23 protein-coding genes and 1 pseudogene are annotated in these 25,881 nt (G+C 71.0%); 7 read left to right on the top strand and 17 right to left on the bottom strand.

Features of this window, described 5'->3' with window-relative positions; translation table 11 throughout:
* Positions 1–24: 24 nt before the first annotated feature.
* From ACFV9W_RS03555 to tnpA, 7 genes and pseudogenes are all read right to left on the bottom strand, one after another.
* On the bottom strand, positions 25–966 hold the full coding sequence (locus tag ACFV9W_RS03555; RefSeq protein WP_385755200.1) for a LysR substrate-binding domain-containing protein: 942 nt from the start codon (positions 964–966) through the stop codon (positions 25–27).
* A 40-nt stretch (positions 967–1,006) separates the two neighbouring features.
* On the bottom strand, positions 1,007–1,864 hold the full coding sequence (locus tag ACFV9W_RS03560; protein ID WP_385755202.1) for an HpcH/HpaI aldolase/citrate lyase family protein: 858 nt from the start codon (positions 1,862–1,864) through the stop codon (positions 1,007–1,009).
* Positions 1,861–3,036 carry a CaiB/BaiF CoA transferase family protein gene (locus ACFV9W_RS03565; RefSeq protein WP_385755203.1) on the bottom strand — a complete coding sequence of 392 codons (1,176 nt, stop codon included), beginning with the start codon at positions 3,034–3,036 and terminating at the stop codon, positions 1,861–1,863. Before ACFV9W_RS03565 ends, ACFV9W_RS03560 begins: the two co-directional genes overlap by 4 nt.
* Positions 3,037–3,080: 44 nt before the next feature.
* Entirely contained in the window at positions 3,081–4,460 is a 1,380-nt protein-coding gene (locus ACFV9W_RS03570; protein WP_385755205.1) for a GntP family permease, read from the bottom strand.
* Between the two features lie 130 nt (positions 4,461–4,590).
* Positions 4,591–4,902, bottom strand: a complete 312-nt coding sequence (locus tag ACFV9W_RS03575) for a winged helix-turn-helix domain-containing protein (protein WP_385755206.1) — start codon at positions 4,900–4,902, stop codon at positions 4,591–4,593.
* Complete coding sequence (locus ACFV9W_RS03580; RefSeq protein ID WP_385755207.1) at positions 4,889–5,440, bottom strand: hypothetical protein; 552 nt, start codon at positions 5,438–5,440, stop codon at positions 4,889–4,891. The genes ACFV9W_RS03575 and ACFV9W_RS03580 overlap by 14 nt, the downstream gene beginning before the upstream one ends.
* Before the next feature lie 384 nt (positions 5,441–5,824).
* Positions 5,825–6,100: pseudogene (gene tnpA / locus ACFV9W_RS03585) on the bottom strand (IS200/IS605 family transposase); the annotation flags it as partial.
* A gap of 42 nt (positions 6,101–6,142) precedes the next feature.
* On the opposite strand from tnpA, the gene ACFV9W_RS03590 reads away from it, so the two are divergent.
* Entirely contained in the window at positions 6,143–7,375 is a 1,233-nt protein-coding gene (locus ACFV9W_RS03590; protein WP_385755516.1) for an RNA-guided endonuclease InsQ/TnpB family protein, read from the top strand.
* A gap of 185 nt (positions 7,376–7,560) precedes the next feature.
* On the opposite strand, the gene ACFV9W_RS03595 is transcribed toward ACFV9W_RS03590, so the two are convergent.
* On the bottom strand, positions 7,561–8,310 hold the full coding sequence (locus ACFV9W_RS03595) for a TetR/AcrR family transcriptional regulator (protein WP_385755208.1): 750 nt from the start codon (positions 8,308–8,310) through the stop codon (positions 7,561–7,563).
* A gap of 89 nt (positions 8,311–8,399) precedes the next feature.
* On the opposite strand from ACFV9W_RS03595, the gene ACFV9W_RS03600 reads away from it, so the two are divergent.
* Positions 8,400–9,260 (top strand): SDR family oxidoreductase, encoded by an 861-nt coding sequence (locus ACFV9W_RS03600; RefSeq protein WP_385755210.1) that lies wholly within the window; start codon positions 8,400–8,402, stop codon positions 9,258–9,260.
* A 34-nt stretch (positions 9,261–9,294) separates the two neighbouring features.
* Here ACFV9W_RS03600 and ACFV9W_RS03605 read toward each other — a convergent pair whose 3' ends face one another.
* The gene (locus ACFV9W_RS03605) at positions 9,295–10,308 is read right to left on the bottom strand and encodes a LacI family DNA-binding transcriptional regulator (RefSeq protein WP_385755211.1); all 1,014 of its coding nucleotides are present in this window, start codon (positions 10,306–10,308) and stop codon (positions 9,295–9,297) included.
* A gap of 162 nt (positions 10,309–10,470) precedes the next feature.
* Here ACFV9W_RS03605 and ACFV9W_RS03610 point away from each other — a divergent pair, with 162 nt between their 5' ends.
* On the top strand, positions 10,471–11,949 hold the full coding sequence (locus tag ACFV9W_RS03610) for a glycoside hydrolase family 43 protein (protein WP_385755212.1): 1,479 nt from the start codon (positions 10,471–10,473) through the stop codon (positions 11,947–11,949).
* A 45-nt stretch (positions 11,950–11,994) separates the two neighbouring features.
* Here the strand turns inward: ACFV9W_RS03610 and ACFV9W_RS03615 are convergent, their stop codons facing one another.
* The 3 genes from ACFV9W_RS03615 to ACFV9W_RS03625 form a co-directional block, all read right to left on the bottom strand.
* Positions 11,995–12,735, bottom strand: a complete 741-nt coding sequence (locus tag ACFV9W_RS03615; RefSeq protein WP_385755213.1) for a class I SAM-dependent methyltransferase — start codon at positions 12,733–12,735, stop codon at positions 11,995–11,997.
* A 167-nt stretch (positions 12,736–12,902) separates the two neighbouring features.
* On the bottom strand, positions 12,903–13,820 hold the full coding sequence (locus ACFV9W_RS03620) for a fumarylacetoacetate hydrolase family protein (protein ID WP_385755214.1): 918 nt from the start codon (positions 13,818–13,820) through the stop codon (positions 12,903–12,905).
* The gene (locus ACFV9W_RS03625; RefSeq protein ID WP_385755216.1) at positions 13,795–15,138 is read right to left on the bottom strand and encodes an MFS transporter; all 1,344 of its coding nucleotides are present in this window, start codon (positions 15,136–15,138) and stop codon (positions 13,795–13,797) included. The genes ACFV9W_RS03620 and ACFV9W_RS03625 overlap by 26 nt, the downstream gene beginning before the upstream one ends.
* Before the next feature lie 235 nt (positions 15,139–15,373).
* On the opposite strand from ACFV9W_RS03625, the gene ACFV9W_RS03630 reads away from it, so the two are divergent.
* Both ACFV9W_RS03630 and ACFV9W_RS03635 read left to right on the top strand, forming a co-directional pair.
* A complete protein-coding gene (locus ACFV9W_RS03630; RefSeq protein ID WP_385755218.1) occupies positions 15,374–16,702 on the top strand; it encodes an enolase C-terminal domain-like protein in 1,329 nt (442 codons plus the stop codon).
* 4 nt (positions 16,703–16,706) lie between these two features.
* Positions 16,707–17,480, top strand: a complete 774-nt coding sequence (locus ACFV9W_RS03635) for a FadR/GntR family transcriptional regulator (protein ID WP_385755219.1) — start codon at positions 16,707–16,709, stop codon at positions 17,478–17,480.
* 20 nt (positions 17,481–17,500) lie between these two features.
* On the opposite strand, the gene ACFV9W_RS03640 is transcribed toward ACFV9W_RS03635, so the two are convergent.
* Together ACFV9W_RS03640 and ACFV9W_RS03645 are read right to left on the bottom strand one after the other, a co-directional pair.
* A complete protein-coding gene (locus ACFV9W_RS03640; protein ID WP_385755221.1) occupies positions 17,501–18,649 on the bottom strand; it encodes an LCP family protein in 1,149 nt (382 codons plus the stop codon).
* A gap of 85 nt (positions 18,650–18,734) precedes the next feature.
* Positions 18,735–19,280, bottom strand: coding sequence for a transglycosylase SLT domain-containing protein (locus ACFV9W_RS03645; protein ID WP_385755223.1), 546 nt, complete (start codon positions 19,278–19,280; stop codon positions 18,735–18,737).
* 481 nt (positions 19,281–19,761) lie between these two features.
* Here ACFV9W_RS03645 and ACFV9W_RS03650 point away from each other — a divergent pair, with 481 nt between their 5' ends.
* Positions 19,762–21,174 carry an FG-GAP-like repeat-containing protein gene (locus ACFV9W_RS03650; protein WP_385755518.1) on the top strand — a complete coding sequence of 471 codons (1,413 nt, stop codon included), beginning with the start codon at positions 19,762–19,764 and terminating at the stop codon, positions 21,172–21,174.
* A gap of 177 nt (positions 21,175–21,351) precedes the next feature.
* On the top strand, positions 21,352–22,032 hold the full coding sequence (locus ACFV9W_RS03655) for an HAD family hydrolase (RefSeq protein ID WP_385755224.1): 681 nt from the start codon (positions 21,352–21,354) through the stop codon (positions 22,030–22,032).
* Positions 22,033–22,071: 39 nt separating this feature from the next.
* On the opposite strand, the gene ACFV9W_RS03660 is transcribed toward ACFV9W_RS03655, so the two are convergent.
* The 3 genes from ACFV9W_RS03660 to ACFV9W_RS03670 form a co-directional block, all read right to left on the bottom strand.
* Entirely contained in the window at positions 22,072–23,436 is a 1,365-nt protein-coding gene (locus tag ACFV9W_RS03660) for an aspartate aminotransferase family protein (RefSeq protein ID WP_385755226.1), read from the bottom strand.
* A gap of 51 nt (positions 23,437–23,487) precedes the next feature.
* Entirely contained in the window at positions 23,488–24,594 is a 1,107-nt protein-coding gene (locus ACFV9W_RS03665; RefSeq protein ID WP_385755227.1) for a phosphotransferase, read from the bottom strand.
* 229 nt (positions 24,595–24,823) lie between these two features.
* Positions 24,824–25,768, bottom strand: a complete 945-nt coding sequence (locus ACFV9W_RS03670; RefSeq protein ID WP_385755228.1) for an SDR family NAD(P)-dependent oxidoreductase — start codon at positions 25,766–25,768, stop codon at positions 24,824–24,826.
* Positions 25,769–25,881 lie beyond the last annotated feature (113 nt).

The raw sequence follows: 25,881 nt of genomic DNA on the forward strand, positions 1-25,881 counted from the left end.
GGGCGTCTTCACGCCGAGGTTGCCCTACGGGGCGGTCCGAGGCAGCCGGATGCCCGGCCAGCGGCCCGTCGCGGCCAGCTCTCGGGTGACCTCGACGATGCCGCGTCGCACCGCCACCACCGTGTCGCGCGGCTCGTAGCCGTCCGTGGCCGTGCGCACCGCGATGTGGCGGCGCAGCACCGGGTCGACGATGCGGCGGACACCGAGGCCCTGGCGGGTTCCGTGGACCGCGAGCACCGAGCGCGGCAGGATCGTGCAGGCCTCGCCGCTCTCCGCGATACGGATCAGCGTGCCGAGCGATTCCACGTCGCCGACGTTTCTGGGCACGAGGCCGTGGGCGGCGAACGCCCGGTCGACCAGGGCCCGCAGGTTGCTGCGCGCCCCCGGTGTCACCAGCGGAACCTGCCGCAGGTCGTGCAGGGTCACCTCGTCCGGGCTCTCCGGGGCGGGGCCCGGGTGACCGATGAGGTACAACTCCTCGGAATACAGGGGCAGTTCCGCCGCGCGCGGCGCGTCGTCCTCGCGGAAGACCGCGGCCAGGTCGAGGCGCCCGGCGAGCAGCAGCTCGTGGACGTAGCCGCTCATGGATTCGAAGAGCTGCAGGTGGATGCCGGGATAGTGGGCGCGCACCCAGGAGAAGAGGGCGGGCGCGAGCGGCGCGGTCACCGTGGTGGGCAGGCCGATCGCGACCGGGCCGTGCACCGGCTGGCGGCCGCCGGTGACGTCCTGGGCGAGCCGGTCGAACTGCCGCACCAGTTGTTGCGCGTCCCGGTAGAGGGTCAGGCCCTGGGCGGTCGGCCGTACGCCGCGGGGGCCGCGGTCGAGGAGGCGGACGCCGAGATGCGCTTCGAGTTGGGCCATGCGCTGGCTGACGGCGGGCTGCGACACGTGCAGCACGCCGGCGGCCCGGGACAGACTGCCGGCGTCGACGACCGCGATGAAGTCGCGCAGCTGGGCGATGTCCACGGTGGTGTTCGCGGCCGCCTTCCGGCTCTGAGGTGCTGGTCTACGTCGTGGTGTGTCGTACGGCGAGTTCGGCGCGGTGGAGGATGCGGCGTGCTCGTTCGACGACAGGTCGGTCGATCATCTCACCGTCCACGGTCGCCGCCGCGTCGTGCCCTGCGGCGAGCACGCGTCGGGCCCACTCCACCTCGTCCTCGGCAGGGGCGAAGGCCGCGCGCACGGGCGCGATTTGCGCCGGGTGGATGCAGAGTTTGCCGCCGAAGCCCCAGGCGCGGGCGCGGGTGGCCGCCCGGGTCACGGCGGCCTCGTCGCGGACGGCCGTGCTCACTCCGTCCACGGGTGCGGGCCGTTCGTTCACCACCGACCAGCGGACCAGGTCGGCTCGGGCGGTATCCAGCGCCCTGTCGTCGGACACGTCCAGGTCGAGGGCGAGGTCGATGCTGCCGAAGAGCAGCCGGGCACAGGCAGGGTCGGCCGTGATCCGGTCGAGGGCGACCAGTCCGCGCGCGGTCTCGATCAGCGGGAGTACGCGGGTGCCGCTCGCCTCCCCCGCATCCCGGACCTGCGCGGCGGTCTCGGTCTTGGGGAGCACGACGGCCGCGGGCGACAGGGCGCGGCATGCGGCGAGGTCGTCCGCGTACTCGGCGGTCCGGGGGCCGTTGACCCGGACGACCACCGGGATGCCGGCGTTTCCGGGCCAGGCGGCGCGCAGCCGGTCGCGGGCGGTCGCCTTGTCGCCCGCCGCCACCGCGTCCTCCAGGTCGATGACGACGGCGTCGGCGCCGCTGGTGACCGCCTTCGCGAACCGGTCGGGGCGGGAGGCCGGCACGAACAGCCAGGTCACCGCCGTGGCCAGCGGATCCGTCGTGTCGGTGACCAGCGGGTCCGTCGTGCCCGTCATACGGCACCCCGGTCGGTGAGCTCGTCGATCTCGGTGGCGGTCAAGCCCACCTCGGCGAGGATGTCCCGGGTGTGCTCGCCGAGGGCGGGCACCGGGTCCATGCGCGGGACGTCGTCGACCAGTCCCGGCGGGGCGAGTGCGGGGATCGGGCCTGCTGGGGTCTGCACCTGGTGCCAGCGGTCGCGGGCGGCGAGCTGCGGGTGTTCCCACACCTCGGCCAGCGAGTTGACGCGGGCGTGCGCGACCGGGACGGCCGCGAGGAGTTCGACGGCCTCGGCTGCGGTGAGGTCGGCGAACCGCGCCGCGATGATCGCGCCGAGGGCCTCGCGGTGCGCGTTGCGGGCGGCGTTGCCCGCGTAGTCGGGGTGCGTCGCCAGCTCCGGCTGTCCCAGGAAGCGTTCGCAGAAGGCCGCCCACTCGCGCTCGTTCTGGATGCACATCATGACGACCTTGCCGTCCCCTGCGGTGAAGGGTCCGTACGGGTAGATGGTCGCGTGCGCCGCGCCCGCCCGGGGCGGCGGCTCGGCGCCGTCGTACGCGTAGTACAGCGGGAAGCCCAGCCACTCCACCGTCGCCTCCAGCATCGACACGTCGACATGTGAGCCCTCGCCGGTGCGGCCCCGTTCCAGCAGGGCCGCGAGGATGCCGCTGTAGGCGTACATCCCGGCGGCGATGTCGGACACGGAGATGCCCACCTTCGCCATCTCCTCGGCGCTGCCGGTCACCGACAGGAGTCCGGACTCGCTCTGCACCATCAGGTCGTACGCCTTCGCGGTGGCGTACGGGCCGGGGGTGCCGTAGCCGGAGATGTCGCAGACGATCAACTTGGGGTGGGCGGCGTGCAGTTCGGCCCAGCCGAGTCCTGCCCGCTCGGCCGCGCCGGGCGCCAGGTTCTGCACGAAGACGTCGGCCTCGGCGAGCAGCCGGCGCAGTACGTCCATGCCCTGCGGGTCCTTGATGTCGACGGTGAGCGACTCCTTGTTGCGGTTGACCCACACGAAGTGCGAGCTGAGCCCGCGCACGCGGCTGTCGTAGGCACGGGCGAAGTCACCGGCGCCCGGCCGCTCCACCTTGATGACGCGCGCGCCGAGGTCGGCGAGCTGACGGGTGGCGTACGGAGCGGCGATGGCCTGTTCGAGCGAGACGACGGTGATGTCGCGGAGGGGTTGCATGTGCTTCTTTCTTTCGTACGTGCTTGTGGGGCGGCGCGCGGGTCTCACACCACGAAGCTCACGGCGATGACCAGCACCAGTGAAACGACCGAGGCCATCGCGGTCACGAAGGTGAGTGCCTTGAGGGCGCCCCGGGTGGTCACCCCGAGGAGCGGTTGGAACATCCAGAAGAAGTTGCTGTTGACCTGCAAGGCGAAGAGCGATCCCGAACCGATGGCCAGCGCGAGGACCGCGGGCGGCACGGCGAGGTCGCCCATGATCGGGGCGATGATCCCGGCCGCGGCGATGGCGGCGACGCCGATGGAACCGATGGCCAGGTGCAGCAGCGCCGCGACGAGCCACACCAGCAGGATCGTCACCACGGTGGACATGCCCGCGTCGGCGGAGAAGATCCCGGAGAGCACCTTGTCGAGGCCGGTCTTGCCGATGACGGCCCCGAGCGATCCGCCGACTCCGGTGACGAGCAGGATCTGCCCGGTGCTGTGGAAGCCCTCGGTCACCGCCTGCTCCACGCGCTCGTTGCTGAGCACCCGCTTCGCGAGGGCGTACGCGCCGACCAGGCCTGCGAACAGGGCGAACGCGGGGTTGCCGAGGAAGGCGAGCAGGTCGGACCTCACGCCCGCGGCGTCGGCGATGGCGCCGGTGGCGATGAGCAGGAGGGGGACGACGATCGGAAGCAGCGAGAGGTACAGCGGCGGCATCGGGCGGCGGGCGTGGGCCCGCTCGTCCTCGGACGCGGGTGTTCCGGTGGGCTCGGTGGAATCGGCCGGCTCGGTCGGCTCTGCGTCGGCGGGGATTTCGTCGGTGTCCGCGTTCCAGAAGCCGACGCGCAGCAGCCGCCCGTAGAGGAACGTGGTCAGCAGAGCGGCGAGGGGGCCGAGGGCGAAGCCGTACACCAGCATCGTGCTGAGCGGCACATGCAGCAGGCCGGCGACCGCCAGGGTGCCGAGGCCCGGCACCACGAACACGTAGCCGACGAGGATTCCGGCGCTCAAGGCACCGCCCATCATGGGCAGCCCGTGGCGACCCATGCGCGGCGCCGCCGACTTGGCCAGCGGAGCGGCGAGGACGAGCTGGACGTCCACGTAGATGGACGGGAAGACGGCGCTCAGGGCGCCGGCGAGCGCGTAGGGGAGCTTGCCGGGGCCGAGGACGCGGATCAGTTTCTCGACCAGTTTCTGCAGCGCCCCCATGGAGTTCAGCAGTGAGCCGAGCAGCACGCCGAAGCCGATGAGCAGCCCCACTTCGGCCATGATGTCGCCGAAGCCGTCGACGATCGTGTCGATGGTGCCCTCGAAACCGAGGCCGGTCGCGATGCCGAGATAGAGCGAGCCGATGACCAGGGCGATCACCGGTTCCACCTTGGGCACCAGAATGAGCAGGACGACCACCAGGATGGCGATCGCGGTGTGCAGAGCTGTCACGGGGATTCCTCTCACCACGGCGTGAGTCCACGTGAGGGAACCATGCTGCTCACAGTGGCGGAAGACGGGAATCCGCGAGGGGGGTATCAGGCCTGCTTATAGCGCGGGCGGCGCTCCGGGTGTGCCGCGCTCAGCTGTCGTCGGCGCGGCGCCGTGATGTCTCCACGACCTGTTGCAGGGCGGCGACATGGTGCTCCAGGGCGCCGCGGCCCGTCTCGCTCAGACTCACCCACGTGCGCGGCCGCTTGCCGACGTAGCCCTTCTTGACCTCGACGTAGCCCTTCGTCTCCAGGGTGCTGACCTGCTTGGACAGGGCGGAGGCCGAGACACCGGCCTCGTCGCGGAGCCAGCCGAACTCGGCCCACTCCACGCCCGCGAGCAGCGATACGAGTGTCAGCCGTGTCGGGTCGAGGAGGACGGCGTCGTACTCAAATGCGGCCATGGAGGGCGCTTCCCGTGGTGTGTCGTTCGCGTGTCGCCGACGAGGCCAGCGCGCGCTGCATCCGTCCGCCGAAGAGGATCAGCGCGCCGCCCAGCAGCACGCCCAACGCCGTTCGCCAGTACGGCACATGGACGCCGAGGTCCGGCTGGAGCAGGGCGAACGCGATGCCGGCCGCGGCGAACACGAGGATCACCAGGCGGGAGACGAGGGCCCAGCGTCCGTTGATCTCGCTCCTGCGCAGCCGGGCGCGCTGCCCGAGCACCGCCGAGCCGCGGCGGGTGTTCAGGAGGACGACGTAGCCGATGGCGAGGGCCGAGAAGACGGGGGTGGCCCAGGCGGTGACGCCGGGGCCGAAGAAGTCGGGGGCTGCGAGCACCGCGAAGCTCCCGACGCCGAACACCACGTCCACCCAGCGTGCCGTGCCGGTGCCGTCGCGGGACTGGGCGCGGCGCTGCTCGATGCTCCGCAGGGCCCGGGCCGCCTCGGCGGCTTCGTGGGCCGTGGGCTCGTGTGCTGTGGGCTCGTGGGGCTCGGTCATGGGACACCCTCCATCGATGTGCGCCAGCAGAACTTGTTTCCTAATAGGAAACTAGTTTCCCGGACCTCGGCCGTCAAACTCGTGAAAATCAGGCCGTGCTACATGGTCCTCGTTCGTCACTGGTGTTCCGTACGTCGGCGAACCCGTCACTCCGCGCGGGCTGTTTGGCGGCCGGTTGCACTACCGGGATTCACTCGCAGTGCACCGACCTTCAGGCCAGTAGTGAAGCGAATCGGGTGATGGCGACGCGGAGCGTCGCAGAGGTTCATCCGGCGGTGCCGCACATCGCGCGGGACACTCACACGGCGCTGAGCGCCGCGACAGCTTGACCCTGGCGAGGGCGGAATCCGACCAGAGGTTGTTGGCCCGTCATTAGTGCCGCACGAGATCGGGGCACTCCTGGCGCAGACGGCGCGAGGAGACCGCCTTGAGCGAGTTGACCAGCTTGGTGACGGCCACCTTGGGCGGGAAGTCCACCAGCAGGTGGACGTGATTATCCTCGCCGTTGAACTCGACCAGCTCGCACGCGAGGTCCGTTACACCGACGGCATGATCTCCTCCATCCGTACGAGATGGGCATCTGAGAACGCTTTGTGACGGAGCGGCCACGAAGACCAGGTGGACATGCATCACGGACGCACAGTGCCGACCAGTTCTCATCTGCTCATCTCAGCCATGACCCAGATATCTACGGTGGCTTTTATGCAGCTTCGGTACTCCTTCCGACTCACCCCCACGCCGGGCCAGCGCACCGCGCTGGCGCGGGCGTTCGGGTGTGCCCGGGTGGTGTACAACGACGCGATCGCCGCGCGTGAGGCGGCCCGGGCCGAGGGCCGCAAAGCCCCGTCGATGGCCGAGCTGTCGGCAACGTTGATCACACAGGCGAAGCGGACGCCGGATCGGGCCTGGCTGGGCCGGGTCTCCGCGGTGGTGCTCCAGCAGTCCCTGCGGGACCTCGGCGCGGCCTATGGCGCGTACTTCGCGAGTCTGAAAGGCGAGCGCAAGGGCCGTAAGACCGGGCCTCCGGTCTTCAAGTCCCGTAAGGACCAGCGGCAGTCCATCCGATTCACCCGGAACGCCCGGTGGAAGATCACCGACAAGGGGCGCCTGTCCCTGCCGGGTGTGGGCGAGGTGCCGGTGCGCTGGTCGCGCACGCTACCCTCCGATCCTTCCTCCGTCACGGTGATCAAGGACGCGGCCGGGAGGTACTTCGCCAGCTTCGTCATCGCCACCGACCCGGACACCGACCTGGCAGCCGCCCCGGACAGCGACGGCCTGCCGGTGATCGGCATCGACCTCGGCCTCAAGCACTTCGCCGTCCTCTCGGACGGCACGAAGATCACCTCACCCAGGTTTCTGCGGCGGGCGGAGAAGAAGCTCAAGAAGGCACAGCGTGAACTGTCCCGTAAGCAGAAGGGATCGAATAACCGGGCCAAGGCCCGCCTCAAGGTTGCAGCCGCTCATGCCAAGGTGGCCGACGCGCGCCGGGAATTCCAGCACCAGCTGTCCACCCGGATCGTCCGCGAGAACCAAGCGGTCGCCGTGGAGGACCTGGCGGTGTCCGCAATGGCGCGCACCCGGCTGGCCAAGATCGTCCACGACGCGGGCTGGTCCACCTTCATCAACATGCTCCAGTACAAGTGCGAACGATACGGCCGGGTATTCGTGAGGATCGACCGGTTCGAACCGACCACCCGCCGCTGCTCCGCCTGCGGCCACGTCGACGGACCCAAACCACTCCACGTCAGAAAGTGGGACTGCCCGGCCTGCGGCGCACACCTGGACCGGGACGTGAACGCCGCAGTGAACGTGAAGGACGCCGCTGGACGAGCGGTGGATGCCTGTGGAGTGCTTGCAAGACCATGGCCCAGCGCCATGGCGGGGCGTGAAAAAGCAGGAAGCCAAGGAATCCATGCCGGAGCCCGCGCCGCGTAGCAGCGCAGCACCGGACCGGAAGGCCAAAATCCGCTCCCTTCGGGGAGAGGTTGCACGTCAAGCGCACATGTACCGCCTCCAGGCGGACCAGTACGAACACCTTCCGCACCGGCCGGCGCCCGACGCCGACCGGCCGGCCGTCCCGGAGCCGAACTGACGGTCAGGGGCGAACCACCGGCGCACGGTCAGGCCCCGTCCGCCGCGCCACCCTCCGCCAGCCGCGTGAGCCACTCGCGCAGCAGGATCTGCTCGGCCTCGCTGAGGACGTCCGGCTGGTCGGGCAGCGCGGCACGCAGGGCGCGGGCCGCCGCCGGTGCGGGGCCGGACTCGGCGGCGGAGAAGGTGGGTTCGGCGCGGGCGACGGCACTGACCATGGCCTCGCGCAGGACGGTCAGCAGCGCCGGGTCGCGGCGCTCCTGCGGAGTGGCGTGCCACGTGATGACCGCGCCCTGGCCCGTGGCCTGAATGATCTGCGCGGCCAGTTCCTCGTCGACCCGCAGCCATCCTCCGGCCGCCAGCCGCCGCACCCGGCCCCGCAGGATCTCCAGACCCGCGCGGTGCGCCACATCGGCGTCCCGGCCGGTGGACCTGTTCATCACCGCGAACAGTTCGGGGCGCGAGACACCGAACTCCACGACCATGTCCCAGCCGTGGCGCAGCTCCTCCACCGGGTCCTCCGGGGCGGGGTCGAGCTGGGCGCGCTTGCTCTCCAGGAACTGCGCGTAGCCGTGCTCGGCGACCGCTTCCAGGAGTCCGCCCTTGTCCCCGAAGAGGCGGTAGATCGCCGGTGGCTGCATGCCGGCCGCGGCGGCGACCGCGCGGGTGCTCACCGCGTCGGGGCCCCCGGCCTCCAGCAGCTCGACGGCCGCTTCGACGATGCGGCGGCGGGGGGTCACTGCATTCTCCGCACTCTCTGCGGTGTCACGGGTAGGCATGTATCGATGGTATCGACTATTCGCTTCCATCGTTAGTTCCAGTGTTATCGTTGCTCTGATTCCACTGGAAACGACGTTCGGAGAACCCCGTGATCATCGTGACCGGAGCCACCGGCAAGCTCGGCCGCCGCATCGTCGAGCGCCTCCTGGAGCGGGTCCCCGCCGACCAGGTCGGCGTCAGCGTGCGCGACCCCCGCAAGGCCCAGGACCTGGCCGACCGAGGCGTGCGCGTGCGGCAGGGCAGCTTCGACGACCCCGACTCCCTGGTGCACGCCTTCGAGGGCGCCGACCAGGTGCTTCTCGTCTCCCTCGACCGCACCGGCGAGGAGTGCGTCGCGGGCCACCGCACCGCCATCGACGCCGCTGTGAAGGCCGGTGTCGGGCGCATCCTCTACACCAGCCAGATGGGCGCCGCCCACGACTCGCGCTTCCAGCCGTGCCGCGACCACGCCAGGACCGAGGACCTCCTGCGCGCCACCGGCCTGCCCTGGACCTCCCTGCGCAACGGCTTCTACGCCGCCAGCGCCCTGCAGTTCCTCGAGTCCTCACGCCACAGCGGCGAAGCCGCTCTGCCCGCCGACGGGCCCGTCGCCTGGACGGGACATGACGACCTCGCCGAGGCCACCGCCGCGATCCTCACCGACGAGGGCCGGTTCGAAGGGCCCACCCCGGCACTCACCGGCCCCGCGGCGCTCGACTTCGACGCCATAACGGAACTCGCGGCCCGGACCGAAGGGCGCCCCTTCACCCGCACCGTCGTCGACGACAACACCTTCCGCGAGCAGGCCCTCTCGCACGGCGTCCCGGTCCCGGCCGCCGACGTGATGCTGAGCGTCTTCGTGGCGGCACGGGGCGGCGAGTTCAGCGCCGTCGACCCGACGCTCGCCGAGCTGATCGGCCGTGCGCCGACCGGCTTCCGTACGCTGCTGGAGCGCGCCTGGGCCGCGTAGGTGGCGGCGGCCATCGGCGGAGGCCCGCAGGCCCTCAACTGCCCGTGCTCTCCCGGATGATGAGCTCGTGCCCGACGACGTGAGCACGCGGCGGGGCTTCGGCCGGGCCGGCGATGCGGTCGAGGAGCAGGGCCACGGCCGCCCGGGCGATCTCCTGCTTGTCGGGGGCCACCGTCGTCAGGCTCGGCACGCTGAAGCGTGAGGCCTCGATGTCGTCGAAGCCGACCACGTCGAGGGTGCCCGGCACGCTCACGCGGCGCTCGTGCAGGGCCCGGAGTGCGCCCAGGGCCAGGTGGTCGTTGAGGCAGAGCAGGGCGTCGGGGCGCGGGCCCGAGTCGAGGAGCGTGGTCGCGGCGCGGGCGCCGTCGCGCCACTGGAAGGCGTCCACCGGCACGACGAGCCGGGCGTCGAACGGGAGCCCGGCCTCCTTCAGGGCCTTGCGGTAGCCGTCGGTGCGCAGCCGGTCCGTGCCCTGTGGGCCGTGCGCCCTGCCGCCGATGACGGCGATACGGCGGCGGCCTCGCGAGAGCAGGTGCGCGGTGGCCTCGCGGGCGGCCTCCACGTTGTCGATGGCGACATGGTCCGTGCCGCCCCCGGCGGGCCGCTCGCCGAGCAGGACCACCGGGAAGTCGCGGTCGCGGCCCGCGAGGTCGCGTGGGTTCAGGGCGAGCGGGCTGAGGACGACGCCGTCGGTGAACCGGGCGTCGAAGCCGCGCAGCGCGGCCAGTTCGCGCTCGCGCATCCCGCCGGTCCGGTGCAGCAGGACGGTCGGTCCGCGCCGGTCCGCCTCTGCCATGACGAGCCCCGCCAGTTCGGCGAAGTACGCGACGTCGAGTTCGGGCACGGCCAGCGTGATCATGCCGGTGCGGCCCTGGCGCAGTTGGCGGCCCGCGATGTTGACCCGGTAGCCGAGCGCGTCGATCGCCTCCTTGACCGCCGCGCGGGTCCGGTCCGACACCTGCTCGAAGTCGTTGATCACGTTGGAGACGGTCTTGGGCGAGACACCCGCGTACTCCGCCACGTCCTTGATCCTGGGCCTGGCGCCCATGCCGTTCACCCCGCTCACCCCTTCCGTCCGCCGCCCGTGAGCGTATCCGTACGGTCGCTCCGGTTGGCCGACTCGCCGTCACAGCCGCCGCGTTGACACGCCTGTGCCCCTTCCCTACCGTCCTGAAGCCTGGGGACTTACATCGATGTAAGGGAGTCGCTCATGCGCGCACGACACCGTGCCGCTCTCGTCGCCGGTCTGGCCGCCGCGTTACTCGCCCTGTTCGTCGGTCTGGTCAGCGCGACGCAGCCCACCACGGAGAAGTCCGCACCGGCCTCCGCGCAGAAGTCGGCCCCGGCCGCCGCCGCGTCGAGCACCTTCCGCAATCCGCTCAACTCCGGCCCCGACCCGTTCCTGTCGTACGCGAACGGGAAGTACCACCTCACGACCACTCAGGGCGGCAGCATCAAGATGTGGAGCTCGCCCTCCCTGGCCACGCTGCTCGACGCCGACCCGAAGACGGTGTGGACGGACAGCGACGCCTCGCGCAACCAGCACATCTGGGCGCCGGAGTTCTACCGCTTCGGCGAGCGCTGGTACATGTACTACACGGCCGACGACGGCACGGACGAGCACCACCGGCTCTACGTCCTGGAGTCGCAGGGCGACGACCCGACCGGCCCGTACCGCTTCAAGGCGAAGCTCGCCCCGCCCAACCACGCCGACGACTTCGCCATCGACCCGGGCGTCCTCCAGCACAACGGCAAGCTGTACCTCGCGTACAGCGGCCTCAACCCGTACCAGCACAACGGCCTCAACATCGCGCCGATGTCGAACCCGTACACCGTCTCGGGCGACGCGGTCGCCATCGACGGCGCGGGCGGCTGCCCCGAGGTCCGCGAGGGCCCCGAGTTCCTCAACCGCAACGGCCGTACGTGGATGACCTATTCGACCTGCGACACCGGCAAGCCCGACTACCAGGTGTGGATGATGTCGCTCGCGGACGGCGCCGACCCGATCGTGCCCGGCAACTGGAAGCAGCACGACGGGCCGGTCTTCAAGCGCGCCGACGACCGCGGTGTCTTCGGCCCCGGCCACCACGCCTTCTTCAAGTCCCCGGACGGCAAGGAGGACTGGCTGATCTACCACGCCAAGACGACGTCGACGAACACCTACAGCAACCGCACGACCCGCGCGCAGAAGATCGGTTGGAACGCCGACGGCAGCCCGGACCTCGGCACCCCGCTCGCCCTCGGCGCCACGCAGAACCTGCCCTCCAGCGACCCCGGTTCCGGCAACCACTGGATCAACGACGACGGCCGCTCCAGCGGTTCCGGCTCCGTGAAGTACACCGGTACGTGGAACTCCGGTACGGGCTGCGGGACCCAGTGCTTCTGGGGCGACGACCACTGGAGCGACAAGGCGGGCAACACCGCGACGTACTCCTTCACCGGCACCCGGATCGCCCTGCTCTCCGTCAAGGACACCGGCAACGGCATCGCCGCGATCAGCGTCGACGGCGGCCCCGAGCAGCGCGTCGACTTCCACGGCCCGATCCGCACCGGCGAGACCCTCCAGTACCTCAGCCCCCGCCTCACCAACGGCCCGCACACCCTGAAGATCCGGGTGACCGGCGACCGCAACGCGGACTCCTCGGGCTCGTTCGTGAGTGTGGACCGGGCGGAGGTGTACACGGACTGAGGCACGTGACGACGCCCGCCCCGGGCGGGGCCTGTCCGGCGGAACTTACGGTTTGTGGGTGACCCAGAGCAGTTCCGCCGGCCAGCGGTGTCCCCAGTCGGGTGGGTCGGTCTTGTTGTAGTCGTTGGGTGTTCCGGGTTCGGGCCGCGGCTCGATGAGATCGTCGATGACGAGACCCGCGCCGCGCAGGACCCTGATCCAGTCGCCGTAGGTGAGCTGATAGCTGGTCGCCCCGTCGCCTTCGGCGATGGTGTTCAGCCCGAAGTAGTCACGCTGCAGCGTCGTGGTCACGCGGCTTCCGCCCTCGTCGTAGCAGGCTTCGAACCATGGGCTGGCGACGTTGAACACCAGGCGCCCGCCTCGGCGCAGGACGCGTGCGGCCTGCGGGACGGCCAGGTGCGGGGGCGCCCAGCTGAGCCCACCGAAGTCGCAGAACACCAGGTCGAAGCTGTCGGCGGAGAACGGGAGGTGCTCTGCGGCGCCCTGCACCAGCGGGTACCGGTCCGCTCCCATCGTGCGGTCCGCTGCGGCGAGTTGGGCCTCGGACAGGTCGAGACCGACCACGGCGGCGCCCTCGGCGGCGAGCGCCCTGGACCATTGGCCGGCTCCGCAGCCGAGTTCGAGGACGCGCTTGCCGGTGACGTCGCCGAGGGCGCGCAGGTGCGCGTCGGGGATGGAGTACATGCCCCACAGGCGGGGCGTGGCGCCGATCCGTGGGTCGTGCTCGTGCTGGTAGGCGCTGCTGATCTCGTTCCAGAGCCGCCGGTTGGCGGGGATGCTGTCCACGCGCCGACTCCAGCACTGCCCGCCGGGGAAGGTCAACATGATCGGCGCGGTCGGTGCGGGCCTGTACCTGTCGCCGCACCTCTTCGGTGTCCATGGCGGGAGCCTCCCGCCTCAAGTGCGCTTCGAATGCGCTTGAGGTCGACCCCCGCCAGGGGCACGTCACCGCGTCATGGCGCCACCCTGTGCGCCCGCCGCGCACCCGGGTCGTCCAGTGCCGGTACCAGCCAGTCGAGGGCGGCCCGGCCGGTGCGTACGGGGTTGGTGAGGGTGCCGACGCCCTCGATGGTGATCGCCACCGTGTCGCCCTCGGTCAGGGTGACGTCGAGGCCCGGCACGATGCCCGTGCCCGTCGACAGCACCGCGCCCTCGGGGAACGGCTGGCAGTGCCACAGGTGGTCGACCAGGTCCTGGAGCGGGCGGTGGAAGGCGGCCGTGGTGGTCGTGCCCTCGAAGGCCACTCCCCCGTCCCGCCGTATCTGCATGCCGATCTTCAGCGCGCCGGCGTCCTGGACCTCCCACGCCGGGACGATGCCCGCGGACACCGCGGAGGCACCGGCGTAGATCTTCGCCTGCGGGAGGTAGAGGGGGTTGTCGCCCTCGATGGAGCGTGAGCTGACGTCGTTGACGACGACGTAACCGACCGTCTGCGCAAGGTGGTTGAGGACGAGGCCGAGCTCCGGCTCGGGGACGTTCAGCTCCGAGTCGTCGCGTACGGCGATGGGTTCGCCGTCCGTGACCACGCGCCACGGCTGCGACTTGAAGAACAGTTCGGGCCGGTCCGCGTCGTAGACCCGCTCGTACACCGACTGCTCGCTGCTCTCCTCCACCCTGGCGTCGCGCGAGCGTTCGTACGTGACACCTGCCGCCCACAGCTCCATCAGGCCGTCCAGCGGGGGCAGGAGCAGCAACGGGCCCACCACCGTCTCCGTGGGGCCCTCGACCCGGGCCCGCAGTTCGTCGAGCGGCAGCCGCAGCAGGTCCGCGATGCGGGGACCTCCCGTGAAGGCCCGTACGGTGCCTGCCTCGTCGGTGATCCCGGTGTGTACGGTCCCGTTCTCGTCAGCGAAGCGCACGATGTGCGTCATCGGCCGTCCCTTCTTCCGTCGATGCGTTGTTTTTCTGTCCGTTGTTCTTCTGTCCGACCCAGTGGAAGGTCGCCGCCACCAGCGCTCCGGCGGCGGCGAGCACCGCGATGAGGTACAGGCCGCCGGTCTGCGAGCCGGTGCCCGCTTCGACCGCTCCCATCGCGTACGGGCCCACGAATCCGCCGAGGTTCCCGAAGCCCGAGATCAGCGGGATGGTTCCGGCTATCTGTACCCCGGCGAGGATCGTCGGCGGCACCGTCCAGAACACCGGCTGGGCGCCCAGGAATCCGAACGCGGCGACGCACAGCGCGGCCACGGCGGGCACTGGCGGCAGCAGGACGCCGCCCAGCAGTCCGGCGACCGTGAGGAGCAGCGCGAGGCGCAGCGGGCCGCGCCGGTCGCCGGTCCGGTCCGACCACCAGGGCAGGATCAGCACCCCGGCGAGGGCGAAGACCCACGGCAGGGCGGAGACGAAGCCGATGCCGACATCGCCCAGGCCGTCGATGCGGCCGACCAGTGCGGGCAGCCAGAACGTCACCCCGTACACGCTGATCTGGATCGCGAAGTACACGAACATCAGGCGTAGTACGCGGCTGTCGCGCAGGATCTCGCCCGCCCGCTGCGGGGTGTCGGCGCCCTCGGGCGGGCGGTCGGCGGCGATCCGGTCGATGAGCAGGCGGCGCTCGTCGTCGGTCAGCCACGTCGCCTGCTCCGGGCGGTCGGTGAGCAGCCACGGGATGGCCAGCGCCATCACCACGGTCGGCGCGCCCTCCAGGAGGAACATCCACTTCCAGCCGTCGATCCCGGCGAGGCCGTGCAGCCCGATCAGATAGCCGCCCAGCGGGTTGCCGATGATGCTGGAGACCGCGACGGCCGACTGGAACACGCCCGTGGCCTTCCCGCGGTCCGGGCCCGCGAACCAGTACGTGATGTAGAGGATCACGCCGGGGAAGAACCCGGCCTCGGCGGCGCCGAGCAGGAAACGCAGGACGTAGAACGTGGTCGGGCTGCTGACCAGCGCCATCGCGCAGGACAACAGGCCCCACACGAACATCAGTCCGGCGAGCCAGCGGCGGGCGCCGATGCGGTGCAGGGCGAGGTTCGAGGGCACGCCGAGGACCGCGTAGCCGACGAAGAAGATGCCGGCGCCGAGGCCGAAGGCGGCCGCGTCGATGCCGACGTCCGTCTCCAGGTGGCTCTTGACCAGCGCCACGTTCGTACGGTCGAGGAAGCTCAGCACGAACATCACGAACAGCGGTGGCAGCAGGCGCCGTGACACCTTGCGGCGCACCCCCTGCACGGTGGTCGCTGTACTCATCGGACCTCCTGCGATCCAGGGAAGCTTGTCTGACAGATGCCCGGCGACTGCGCCAGACATCTGACCCGTGGACCGTAGTGATCGAGCAACTTCCTTGCAATACCTGGGATTTAAGAAATTGACCTTGCCGAAACGTCTGGCCACCGGTGCAGACATCTGACATGTTGAGGCCGTGTCGGCGGCTGCCGACCGCGGGTCTCCCGTGCTCTGACAGGTCTGACAGGAGTGATTGCCGATGACCGCCCGTATCGTCGACGTCGAGACGATCGACGTCCGCTTCCCGACCTCCGCGTCGCTCGACGGCTCGGACGCGATGAACGACGCGCCGGACTACTCCGCGGCCTACGTGGTGCTGCGCGTGGGCGGCGGGGACGAGCGCACCAACTCCCTTGAGGGGCACGGGTTCACGTTCACCATCGGGCGCGGCAACGACCTCGCCGTGCACGCCGCCCGGGCCATCGGCGAGCGGGCGCTCGGGATGTCCGTGGACGAGATCGTCGGCGACCTGGGCGCCTTCTCCCGCCACTTGCTCGGCGACAGCCAACTGCGCTGGCTCGGCCCGGACAAGGGCGCCATCCACCTGGGTACGGCCGCGGTCGTCAACGCCGCCTGGGACCTGGCAGGCAAGCTGGCCGGCAATCCGGTGTGGAAGCTGCTCGCCGACATGTCACCGCGGCAGATCGTGGACCTGGTGGACTGGCGCTATCTCAAGGACGCGCTGACACCGGAGGCCGCGCTCGCCCTGCTGGAGTCGCGGGCGGCCGGACGGGCCGAACGCGAGGCCCACGTACGGGAGATGGGCTACCCGGCGTACACCACCAGCGCGGGCTGGCTCGGCTATGACGACGCCAAGCTCGCCCGGCTGTGCCAGGAGGCCGTCGACGCGGGCTGGGACTCGGTGAAGCTCAAGGTCGGCGCCGACCTGGACGACGACGTGCGGCGCTGCCGGATCGCCCGCGACATCATCGGCCCCGACCGGCGGCTGATGATCGACGCCAACCAGACCCTGGGCGTCGCCGAAGCGGTCGAATGGGCCAAGGCGCTCGCCCAGTTCGACATCTGGTGGTTCGAGGAGCCGACCAGCCCCGACGACATCCTCGGGCACGCCGCCATCGCCCGCGCCATCGCGCCCACGCACGTGGCCACCGGCGAACACGCCCACAACGCCGTGATGTTCAAGCAGTTCCTGCAGGCCGACGCGATCGGCATCTGCCAGATCGACGCGTGCCGGCTGGGTGGTGTCAACGAGGCGGTCGCCGCCCTGCTGCTGGCCGCGGCGCACGACGTCCCGGTGTGCCCGCACGCGGGCGGCGTGGGCCTGTGCGAGCTGGTCCAGCACCTGTCGATCTTCGACTACGTGGCGGTCAGCGGCTCCATGGACGACCGCGTGGTGGAGTACGTCGACCACCTCCACGAGCACTTCCACGACCCGGTCCGCATCCGCGGCTCCCGCTACCTGGTGCCCGAGGCCCCCGGCTACAGCGCGCAGATCCGCCGCGAGACGCTGGCCGACTACCGCTTCCCGGACGGCCCGCGGTGGAGCGGCCCCGAAATGGCATCCTGAGCGCATGCCGATGCCCATCACACCCACCACAGCGTCCGCGGACGGCTCCGGCTCCGGCTCCGGCTCCGGCTCCGGCGACGCCGCGGGCAGTGTCGTCGACGTGGCGATCCACCGCTTGAGGAAGCGCATCGAGACGGGCGAGTTCAGCCCCGGGCACCGGCTCCCCCCGGAGACCGTTCTCGCCCACGAACTGGAGCTGTCCCGCCCGTCCCTTCGCGAGGCGGTACGGGCCCTCGCCATGGCCGGAGTGCTCGAAGTGCGGCGCGGCGACGGCACGTTCGTCACCGATCTGCGCCCGGACCGGCTCGTGCGGGCGGCGGTCGGCTTCCTCGATCTCGCGGGCGACACCGGGCTCGACGAGATGCTGGAGTGCCGCAAGGTCATGGAACCGGGCGCCACCGCGCTCGCGGCGACCCGCATCGACACCGTCACCCTGGACCGGCTCCAGGAACGCATCGAGCGGATGCGCACCCTCCAGGACGCCGAGGAACTCGTCCGCGAGGACCTCGCCTTCCACACCGACATCGTGGCGGCGACGGGCAACGCGACGTTGGTGTCCCTCCTGGAAACGGTCGCCCAGCGCACGGCCAGGGCCCGCATCTGGCGGGCCCTGGTGAAATGCGACGTCGTCACCTGGACGCACGAACAACACCTGGACATCTACCGGGCCCTGCGCGCCCACGACTCCCTGAGCGCCTTCGCGGCGGCCCACCGGCATGTGACCGATGTGGATACGTGGGTGCGGGAGCGGCTGGATGCGATCCGCGAGTCGGGCTGACACCTACGCCGTACGGTGCGTCAGACCCCCGCCCCCGACACCACCGGCGAGTCCGTCCGGTCGCCGACCGAGCCCTGTGTGGCCTTCTTCGGGATCGGCTGGTCGTGGCGGAGGGACTTCCAGACCTGGTGGGAGGCCTTCTTCAGGGGGAGGACGCGGCTCGCGTCCTGGGTGTCGTAGGTGACCGGGAGGGTGACCATGTTGGTGTGGTCGGGGCTGATGCCCTTCAGCTCCTTGGCGAGGCCGAGGAGTTTCTCGGCGGACGCCAGCTCGGAGTCCGCGCTGATGGTCTTGGTGGCCGTGTCCGCGAGGGCGTAGGACTTGCTGGGGCTGCCGAGCGGGTCGACCGTGTCGGCCCGGTGGATCAGGGCCTTGATGAACGCCTGCTGGAGCTGGATGCGGCCCAGGTCACTGCCGTCGCCGACGCCGTGCCGGGTGCGGACGAGCGCGAGCGCGTCCTCGCCCTTCAGGCGGTGCTTCCCGGTGTCCAGGGAGAGGCCGCTGTTGCTGTCGTGGATGGCGTTGCGGGTGGTGATGTCCACGCCGCCGAGCTCGTCGATCAGCTTCTGGAAGCCCTTGAAGTCGACTTCGAGGTAGTGGTCCATGCGGACGCCCGACATCTTCTCGACCGTCTTCACGGTGCAGGCGGGTCCGCCCAGCGCGTACGAGGAGTTGAACACCGCCTTGTGGGCCGCCTGGACGTCACCGTGCGACGTCTTGCAGGTGGGGCGGTCGACCTCGGTGTCGCGCGGGATGCTGACGACGGAAGCCTTCTTGTGGGTCTTGTCGACGTGCAGGACCATCGCCGTGTCCGCGCGGGCGCCCATGACGCCGCTGCCGTACTCGCCGTGGGTTCCCGCCCGGGAGTCGGAGCCGAGCAGGAGGATGTTCATCGCGCCGTCGCGCTGATCGTGCGGGCGGTCGCCGCCGAGGGCGGCGTCCACGTCCGTGCCCTTGATGTTGCCGTTGAGGTGCTGCCAGGCGTAGGCCACACCGCCGCCACCGACCAGGGTCAGCCCCAGGGCGCCGCCCGCCATCCAGCGCAGGGCTCGCTTGCGCTTGCGGTGTCGGGAGCGGCGCAACCGTGCGGGGCCGTAGGCGGGCACCGTGGGTGCCGCGGGCTCATCGGCCGGGTGCGGCTGGTGCTCGTTCCCGCTGTCGTGCGGCATGGGGAGGGCTTCCTTACTGCTGGGTACTGCCAGGTGCTGCTAGGTACTGCTGGTGCTACGTACTCGGTGCGTGCCGGGACGTGGCTCAGTACGCCGAGTCGACGTTGTCGATGGAGCCGTAGCGGTCGGCGGCGTAGTTCGCGGCCGCGGTGATGTTGGCGACCGGGTCCGTGATGTTGTTGGACGTGCCGGACACGTGGTACGCGTCGAAGGTGGGCTGGATCACCTGGAGCAGGCCCTTGGACGGGACGCCGTTCTGGGCGTTGATGTCCCAGCCGTTCTCGGCGTTCGGGTTGCCGGAGGACTCGCGCATGATGTTGCGGTGCAGGCCGTCGTACGAGCCGGGGATGCCCTTGGCCTTCATGATGTCGAGGGACTCGCGGATCCAGCCGTCGAGGTTGTTCGAGTACGTCTTGGCGGGCGCCGCGGGCTTGGCCGGGGCGGTGGCGGCCTTGGCGGTGTTGGCCTTGGCGGGCGCCGTCTGCTCGGCCGCCTGCGCCGGCGACGAGGGCACCAGGGTGAGGGCCGCGGCTGCGGCCGCCGCGGTGGCGATGCCGGCGGCGGAGATCCGGCGCATGCGGTCGGTGCGGTCGGCGGTGCGGGCCGGCATCGGGGCAAAGGGCATCAGCATGAGGGGGTGCCTCTCGTACGGGGTGGTGCACGAAGTGCGTCGTGCGGCGCGAGCCGGTGCCGGTGTTCTTCGGCCGCTCCCGGCTGCTCGGGACTTCATCAGGGGTAGCGGCGCTCGGTGGGCGGACGCAAAGGTGTGACGTACTACCCGGGTACGCAGAAGCGGCAGATCGGGCACTTCGGACTGGGGCCGGGCGGCGGGGTTCCACGTCGGCCGGAATTACTACCGTCCTTAGCATGTGCCGTGGCTCATATGGGTGGGCTCACAGCTGGAGGGGCAACCGGCAGGGGTTCGTGCGGCCTCCGTCACTGGACCCGGCGGCACCCGGGTGGCCCCGCCGTTCACCCCACATCCACCCCGGCGCGTACAACCAGTCGCCTTCTTCGGCGGTCTGCTGTGATGACGCTGCGCCGCACTCCGGGAGGAATCGCCGCGCACCGCCACCACGGCGACAGGACGAACGGGAGTGTGTGTGAACGGCATGAGACGGCAACGGCTGCTCGCGGCGTGCGCGACGGCGCTGGCGGTGACGGGCGGAGTGCTCCTGGTGGCACCCGCGCAGGCCGCACCCCGGGCGGCGGCCTCGCCCGCGGGGGACTTCGACGGCGACGGCTTCGGTGACCTCGCGGTGGGCGCGCCGGAAGGGACGATCGCCGGGTTCTCGAAGGCGGGCTACGTCTCGGTGGCGTACGGCACCGCGCAGGGTGTGCGGACCGCCCGGCACAAGGGCATCACCCAGCGCACCACGGGCATCCCGGGCACCCCGGAGGCGGGCGACCGGTTCGGTTCGGCGACGGCCGTCGGTGACGTGGACGGCGACGGGTACGCGGACCTGGTCATCGGGGCGGGCGGAGAGGCGATCGGCTCTGTGAAGGGGGCCGGTTCGGTCACCGTCGTCTTCGGCGCGAAGGGCGGGCTCGGCGCGGACGCCATCGCCTTCCACGCCCCGACGCCCACGGCCCGCCAGGCCTTCGGCGACAAGCTGGCCGTCGGCGACTTCGACCACGACGGGCGCGCCGACATCGCGGTCGCTGCCGGGACGAAGGTGCACGTGGTGAAGGGGGCCACCAAGCTGCGCGACACCCCGAAGCCGGCCGTGAAGGCCCTCACCCCGCCCGGCGGCGGCGCCGGAACCGGCCAGATCGCGGCGGCCGACGTCAACGGCGACGGCTACAAGGACCTCGCCACCGTCGCCTACGCCGACGACGCGGCGGACGAGGGCACCCTCGGCGTCCTGGCGGGCTCGGCCAGGGGCCTCACCGGTACGACGCTCGGCAAGACGGGTCTGCCGTTCGCGGGCTACAGCGTCGTCGCCGGTGACATCACGGGCGACGGCAAGGACGACATCGTCGTGGACACCACGTTCTCGGACGGCCCCGACGACTTCCTGATGCGCATGTTCCCGGGCACCGCCTCGGGCATGGGCAAGGGTGTCGCGTACGGGGGCGAGGCGCAGCCCGGCCGCGCCGGTGTCCTCGCGGACCTCGACGGCGACGGTCACGCCGACGTGGTCACCTCCGACACGACCGCCACCGATCCGGACGGCTTCAACAACGCGGGCGCGGTGACGGTCGTCCCGGGCGCCGAATCCGGCCTCGACGCGCAGGGCGCACACACCATCACCCTGTCCACGCCCGGCGTGACGGGCTCCAGCGAGGGCAACGACCTGTTCGGCGCGGCGGTGGCCGCAGGCGACTACGACGCTGACGGCACGGCCGACCTCACGGTGGGCGCCCCCGGCAAGTACCTCGGCACGGGCGCGGTCAGCGTCATCCCCGGCTCGGCCGACGGCCCGACCGGCAAGGGCTCGATCCTCTTCACCCCGGAGGACCTGGACCACCCGGCGCCCAAGGCCCGCTTCGGCTCGGCCCTGGGCGCGACGACGCGCCACTGACACGGACGGCCTCGGGGTGTGGCATCGCGCGCCCCGGGGCCGGAGCCGGTGTTACGGCGTATGCGCCTCGGCGAGCGAGAGAGAGGCTGGTGCCGTCAGGGTCAACGGACGTGGGCCGGTGACGGCCCCGTGCGCGAAGGGGTCGACCCGCGCGCCTCTCCTCCCCACACTGATCGGGTGACGACACCACCGGACTCCCCCGACGCCCTCCGCGCCGTCCTCTTCGACTCGGGCGGTGTGCTCGTGCGGCCGATCGGTGGCCGCTGGAACCCGCGTGCGGACTTCGAGCGGACCGTGCTCGGCCATGCCCCGTCGATCACCCCGGCACAGTTCACCGCGGCCATCGGGGCGGGCGACGAGTTCTTCGCGACCGAGGTGTCGACTCCCGACTACGACGACTACCACCGCCTGATGCTCCGCCACCTCGGCGTGGAGCCGACCTCGCACCTCCTGGCCGAGTTGCGCCGCGACGTGGCCCCGTCCGTGTTCCTGGAGACGTACTCGGACGTCGAGGACACCCTGGAGGCACTGAGCCGCCGAGGGGTCCGGATGGCCGTCGTGTCGGATGCGTGGCCCGACCTTCCCGAGCTCCACGGCGGACTCGGGATCGGCCGGTTCTTCGAGGCGTACGCGATCTCCGCCGTGCTCGGCTGCGACAAGCCGGACCCCCGCATGTACCACCACGCCAGCACCGCGCTGGGCCTCGCGCCGGAGCAGTGCCTGTTCGTGGACGACGATCCGGAGCTCGTCGCCGCGGCCATCCGGCTCGGTTACGCAGGGCGCGCGTTGTGCCGCGACGCGACCGAGACGGATGTGCCGCGCATCGCCTCCCTGACCGAACTCCTACAGTTCTTCTGACAGTTCAGGCCCCCTGGGGGCACGGCGAACCGGCGACCGTCAACGACCCACGCTCTCCGTGAGGACCTCGTCCAGGACGCTCACCAGACGATCCGCGTCGTTCTCGTCGAAGACCAGTGGCGGGCGGATCTTCAAGACGTTGCCCTCCGCGCCGGTCGCCGAGATCAGGACCTTGCGTTCGCGGAGGCCGTTGACCACCGCGGTCGCCAGTGCCTGGTCCGGGGTCTTGGTGTCGCGGTCCGTGACCAGTTCCACGCCCACGTACAGGCCCGCCCCGCGGACGTCGCCGATGGCCGGGTGGCGGGCGGCCAGGTCGGTGAGGCCCGTGCGCAGGATCTCGCCCACCCGGCGGGAGTTGTCGAGGAGGTTCTCGTCGCGGATGACGTCGAGGGTCGCCTGGGCCGCGGCGATGGCGACCGTGTTGCCGCCGAAGGTGTTGAAGTACCGCATGTCGTGGCCGAATTCGGCGACGGCGTCGTGGGTGACGGCGAGGCCGGCGACGGGGTAGCCGTTCCCCATGGGCTTGCCCATCGTGACGATGTCGGGGTGCACGTCGTGGCGCTGGTGGCCCCACATCCGCTCGCCCGAGCGGGCGAATCCGCACTGCACCTCGTCCGCGATGAACAGTCCGCCCGCCTCCTGCACCGCCTTCACCGCCGGGCCGAGCAGATCCGTCGGCTGGGCGTACAGTCCGTCGGAGCTGAAGAGGGAGTCGACGACGAAGGCGGCCACGCCCACTCCGTGGCGCTCCAACTCCCGTATCTGCTCGCGCACATGGTCGGCGAACCACTCCGCCATGCCCTCCGGGGAAACGCGGTACGAGTCCGGGGTCGGCACCCGGCGCACCCAGGTGCCCAGCAGAGCGTTCTCGCCCATCGCCGGTGAGATCCCCGCAACCTGGTCGGAATTGCCGTGGTACGCCTCCGAGGTGATGATGACGCCCTGGTTGCCGGTGCGGTACTTGGCGATGCGCAGCGCGAGGTCGTTGGCCTCCGAGCCGGTGCAGGTGAACATCGCGTGGCCGTCCGCGATCGGCCCGGTGAGGGTGCCCAGGAGGTCCTCGGCGTAGTCCAGGACACCTTCCTGGAGGTAGCGGGTGTGGGTGCACAGTGTCTGCATCTGCGCGTGCACGGCCTCGACGACGTGCGGGTGGGCGTGGCCGACCGAGACGACGTTGTTGTAGGCATCGAGGTACTCGTTCCCCTCGTCGTCCCAGAGGCGGCAGCCCTTGCCGCGCACGATGTGCAGCGGTTGCTGGTAGAAGAGGCGGTAGGCCGGGCCCAGCAATTTTTCGCGGCGCGCGACAAGTTGGCGGGAGGCCGGTGAGAGGCCCTCCGCCGCGCTCGGGTCGAACGCGTTGTTCATCTTTCCGCGGGCCTTGGCCGTGGGCTCAGGGGTGCTCATGCTCGTCCTTCGTGGTGGTGTGTGCGGTGGGCGGGCCGGGCGGCGGCCCGATCAGAGGAACGTCGCGGAGATCTCGTCGGGCGTACGGTCGAGGAACCACGCCAACTGGCCCCACCCCGGGCGGGTATTGCGCAGGATGTACGTGGTGTTCCCCGGGATCAGCGACGCCCGGTGCAGGGTGATGAGCGCACGGGCGACCACCCGGCCCATCACGAGGTGCGGGAGCAGCGCCAGTTCCGTCTCGGTGAGGTCGGCGTGGCGAAGGTATCCGCGCAGTACGTCGCGGGCCTCGGCGAACAGGTCCCGGACGGGGCGTCGCGCGGCGTCCCGGGGCAGTTGGTTGAGCAGCGCGGTGGCGACATCGACCGCGATCGCGGTGTGCACGGCGTCGCCGAAGTCGATGACACCGGTGACGAAGTGGGCGGCATCGTGGTCGACGAGGAGGTTCGAGGTGCTGAAGTCGTTGTGCAGCACCTGGCTGCGCAGGGACGGCAGTTGGGGCACGACCGTGTCCGTGTAGCGGTCCAGGCCCTCGGCCAGGGCCCGGCGTTGCGCGGCGTCCGGGACCTCGTCGAGCAGGGGGCGCAGCGCCGGGAGGTGACTGACATCCCAGGCGCACACCCTGCCGTCCGCCGCGTGCCGGAAGTCGGCGGCGGCGTGGCGGAGTTGGGCCAGCATCTCGCCCACGCGTTCCCGTTCCGGCGCGGAGGTCTCCGTCGTGTCGAGGGGTGTGCCCGCGGCGAAGGTCATGACGCGTGCCAGGCGCTGCCGGCCGGACCCGTCCCGTAGCGGTTCGAGCAGTCGGCCGCCGCGTGAGGGCAGCAGGTCGGGGACCGGCACCCGGTATCCGGACTCGTGCACGTGCCGCATCAGCTCGGTCTCGAAGTCGACCTCGTCGTCGTCCTCGTCGGGGTGGGAGACCTTCACGACGAAGCGCTCGCCGCCCGAGGTGTCGAGGCGGAAGGTGTCGTCCTTCTCCGTCGCCAGCCGGGTCGCGACGACGGCGTCGAGGGGCCATCGCGCACGGGCCAGGGCGACCGCTTCGGTCTCGCTCATCACCGCGTGGGCCGCGGCCAATCGCCCGCTCCCCAGGCCGAGCCGGTCGAGCGTCACACCGGGTCCCGCACCCTCGATCTTCCGGGCAACCGCGTCCGTCATGCAGCCGTCCTCCCCCGGCGCGCAGGTCACCGGTGATCTCCGTAATGACGTACTCGACGTAATGACGTACTCGACGTAATGACGTACTCGACGTCATGACGCACTCGACGTTCGTGCGCTCCTCGTGCCGCTCTGGTTTCCCGCTCCCCCTCACGCCTCGTGCCGCTCGTACTCCTGTGCCTCCCCGAAGGAATACGCCGCCACGCCCTCGCCAAAACCTGCCGACCGCCTACCGGAAGCCGAGGTACGGGTCCGTACCGGTCAACTCCCCGCTCGCGGCCCACAGTCGTGCGGCCACGTCCGCGTCCGCCATGTGCGCGGGAACCGGCTCCCGCCGCGGCGTCCCCCGCAGCCCGAAGACCCGCGGCCCCCACAGGTCGCCTCCCTGAACCTCCGGATCGAGCACGGCACGGACGACGGGCCACGCCCCGGCCTCCTTGCCCTGGACCAGGAGCGCGGCGGGCAGCGCGCGCAGCCGCTCGCCGGGCGTGGTCACGCGCACCGGCGGGCGGGACGGGGTGAGGGAGTCGAGCGCGCCGCCGGGGTGGGCGACCACGCTCAGGACGGTGCTGTCGAGGGCGCGGAGTCGGCGGTCGAGTTCGAAGCCGAAGGACATCTGGGCGAGCTTCGAGCGGCCGTAGGTGCGCTTGGGCCGGTAGTCGCGGGTCGACTGGAGGTCGTCGAGGTCCAGTCGTTCGGAGCGTGCGGCGAAGCTGCCCACCGTCACGACGCGGCCCGCGGGCGCAGCCTTCAGCAGGGGTGCCAGCCACTGGGTCAGGGCGAAGTGGCCGAGGTGGTTGGTGGCGAACATCAGCTCGTGGCCGTCGGAGGACTCCCGGCGGGGCGGGTCGTCGAGCGCGACGCCCGCGTTGTGGACGACCGCGTCGAGACGGTCGAGGCCTGACACCGACGCCTTCAGGGACGTCAGGTCGGCGAGGTCGAGGCGGAGGTGGCTCACCCGAGCCTCAGGAACGCGCGAGCGGATCGAGGCCGTCGCGGCGTCGGCCTTGGCGCGGTCCCGGCAGCCGAGGACGACGTGCGCGCCGGTGGCGGCGAGTTGCTCCGCGGTGAAGTAGCCGATTCCGGCGTTGCCCCCGGTGACCAGGAACGTCCTGCCCTCGGCGGACGGCAGCCGGTGAACGTCCCACGGCCGGTGCCGGGTTGCGGAAGACATGGTGTCGGACTCCTTGCGCTCGGGGGTGGTGTGCTCATGGCCTGCGGAGCACCCGTACGCCCACCCTCACAAGCCCCACCGACATGTCGCCGACAGGTCTCCGACACACCGCG

The sequence above is a fragment of the Streptomyces sp. NPDC059897 genome (genome assembly GCF_042730865.1).
Taxonomy (GTDB): Bacteria; Actinomycetota; Actinomycetes; order Streptomycetales; family Streptomycetaceae; genus Streptomyces.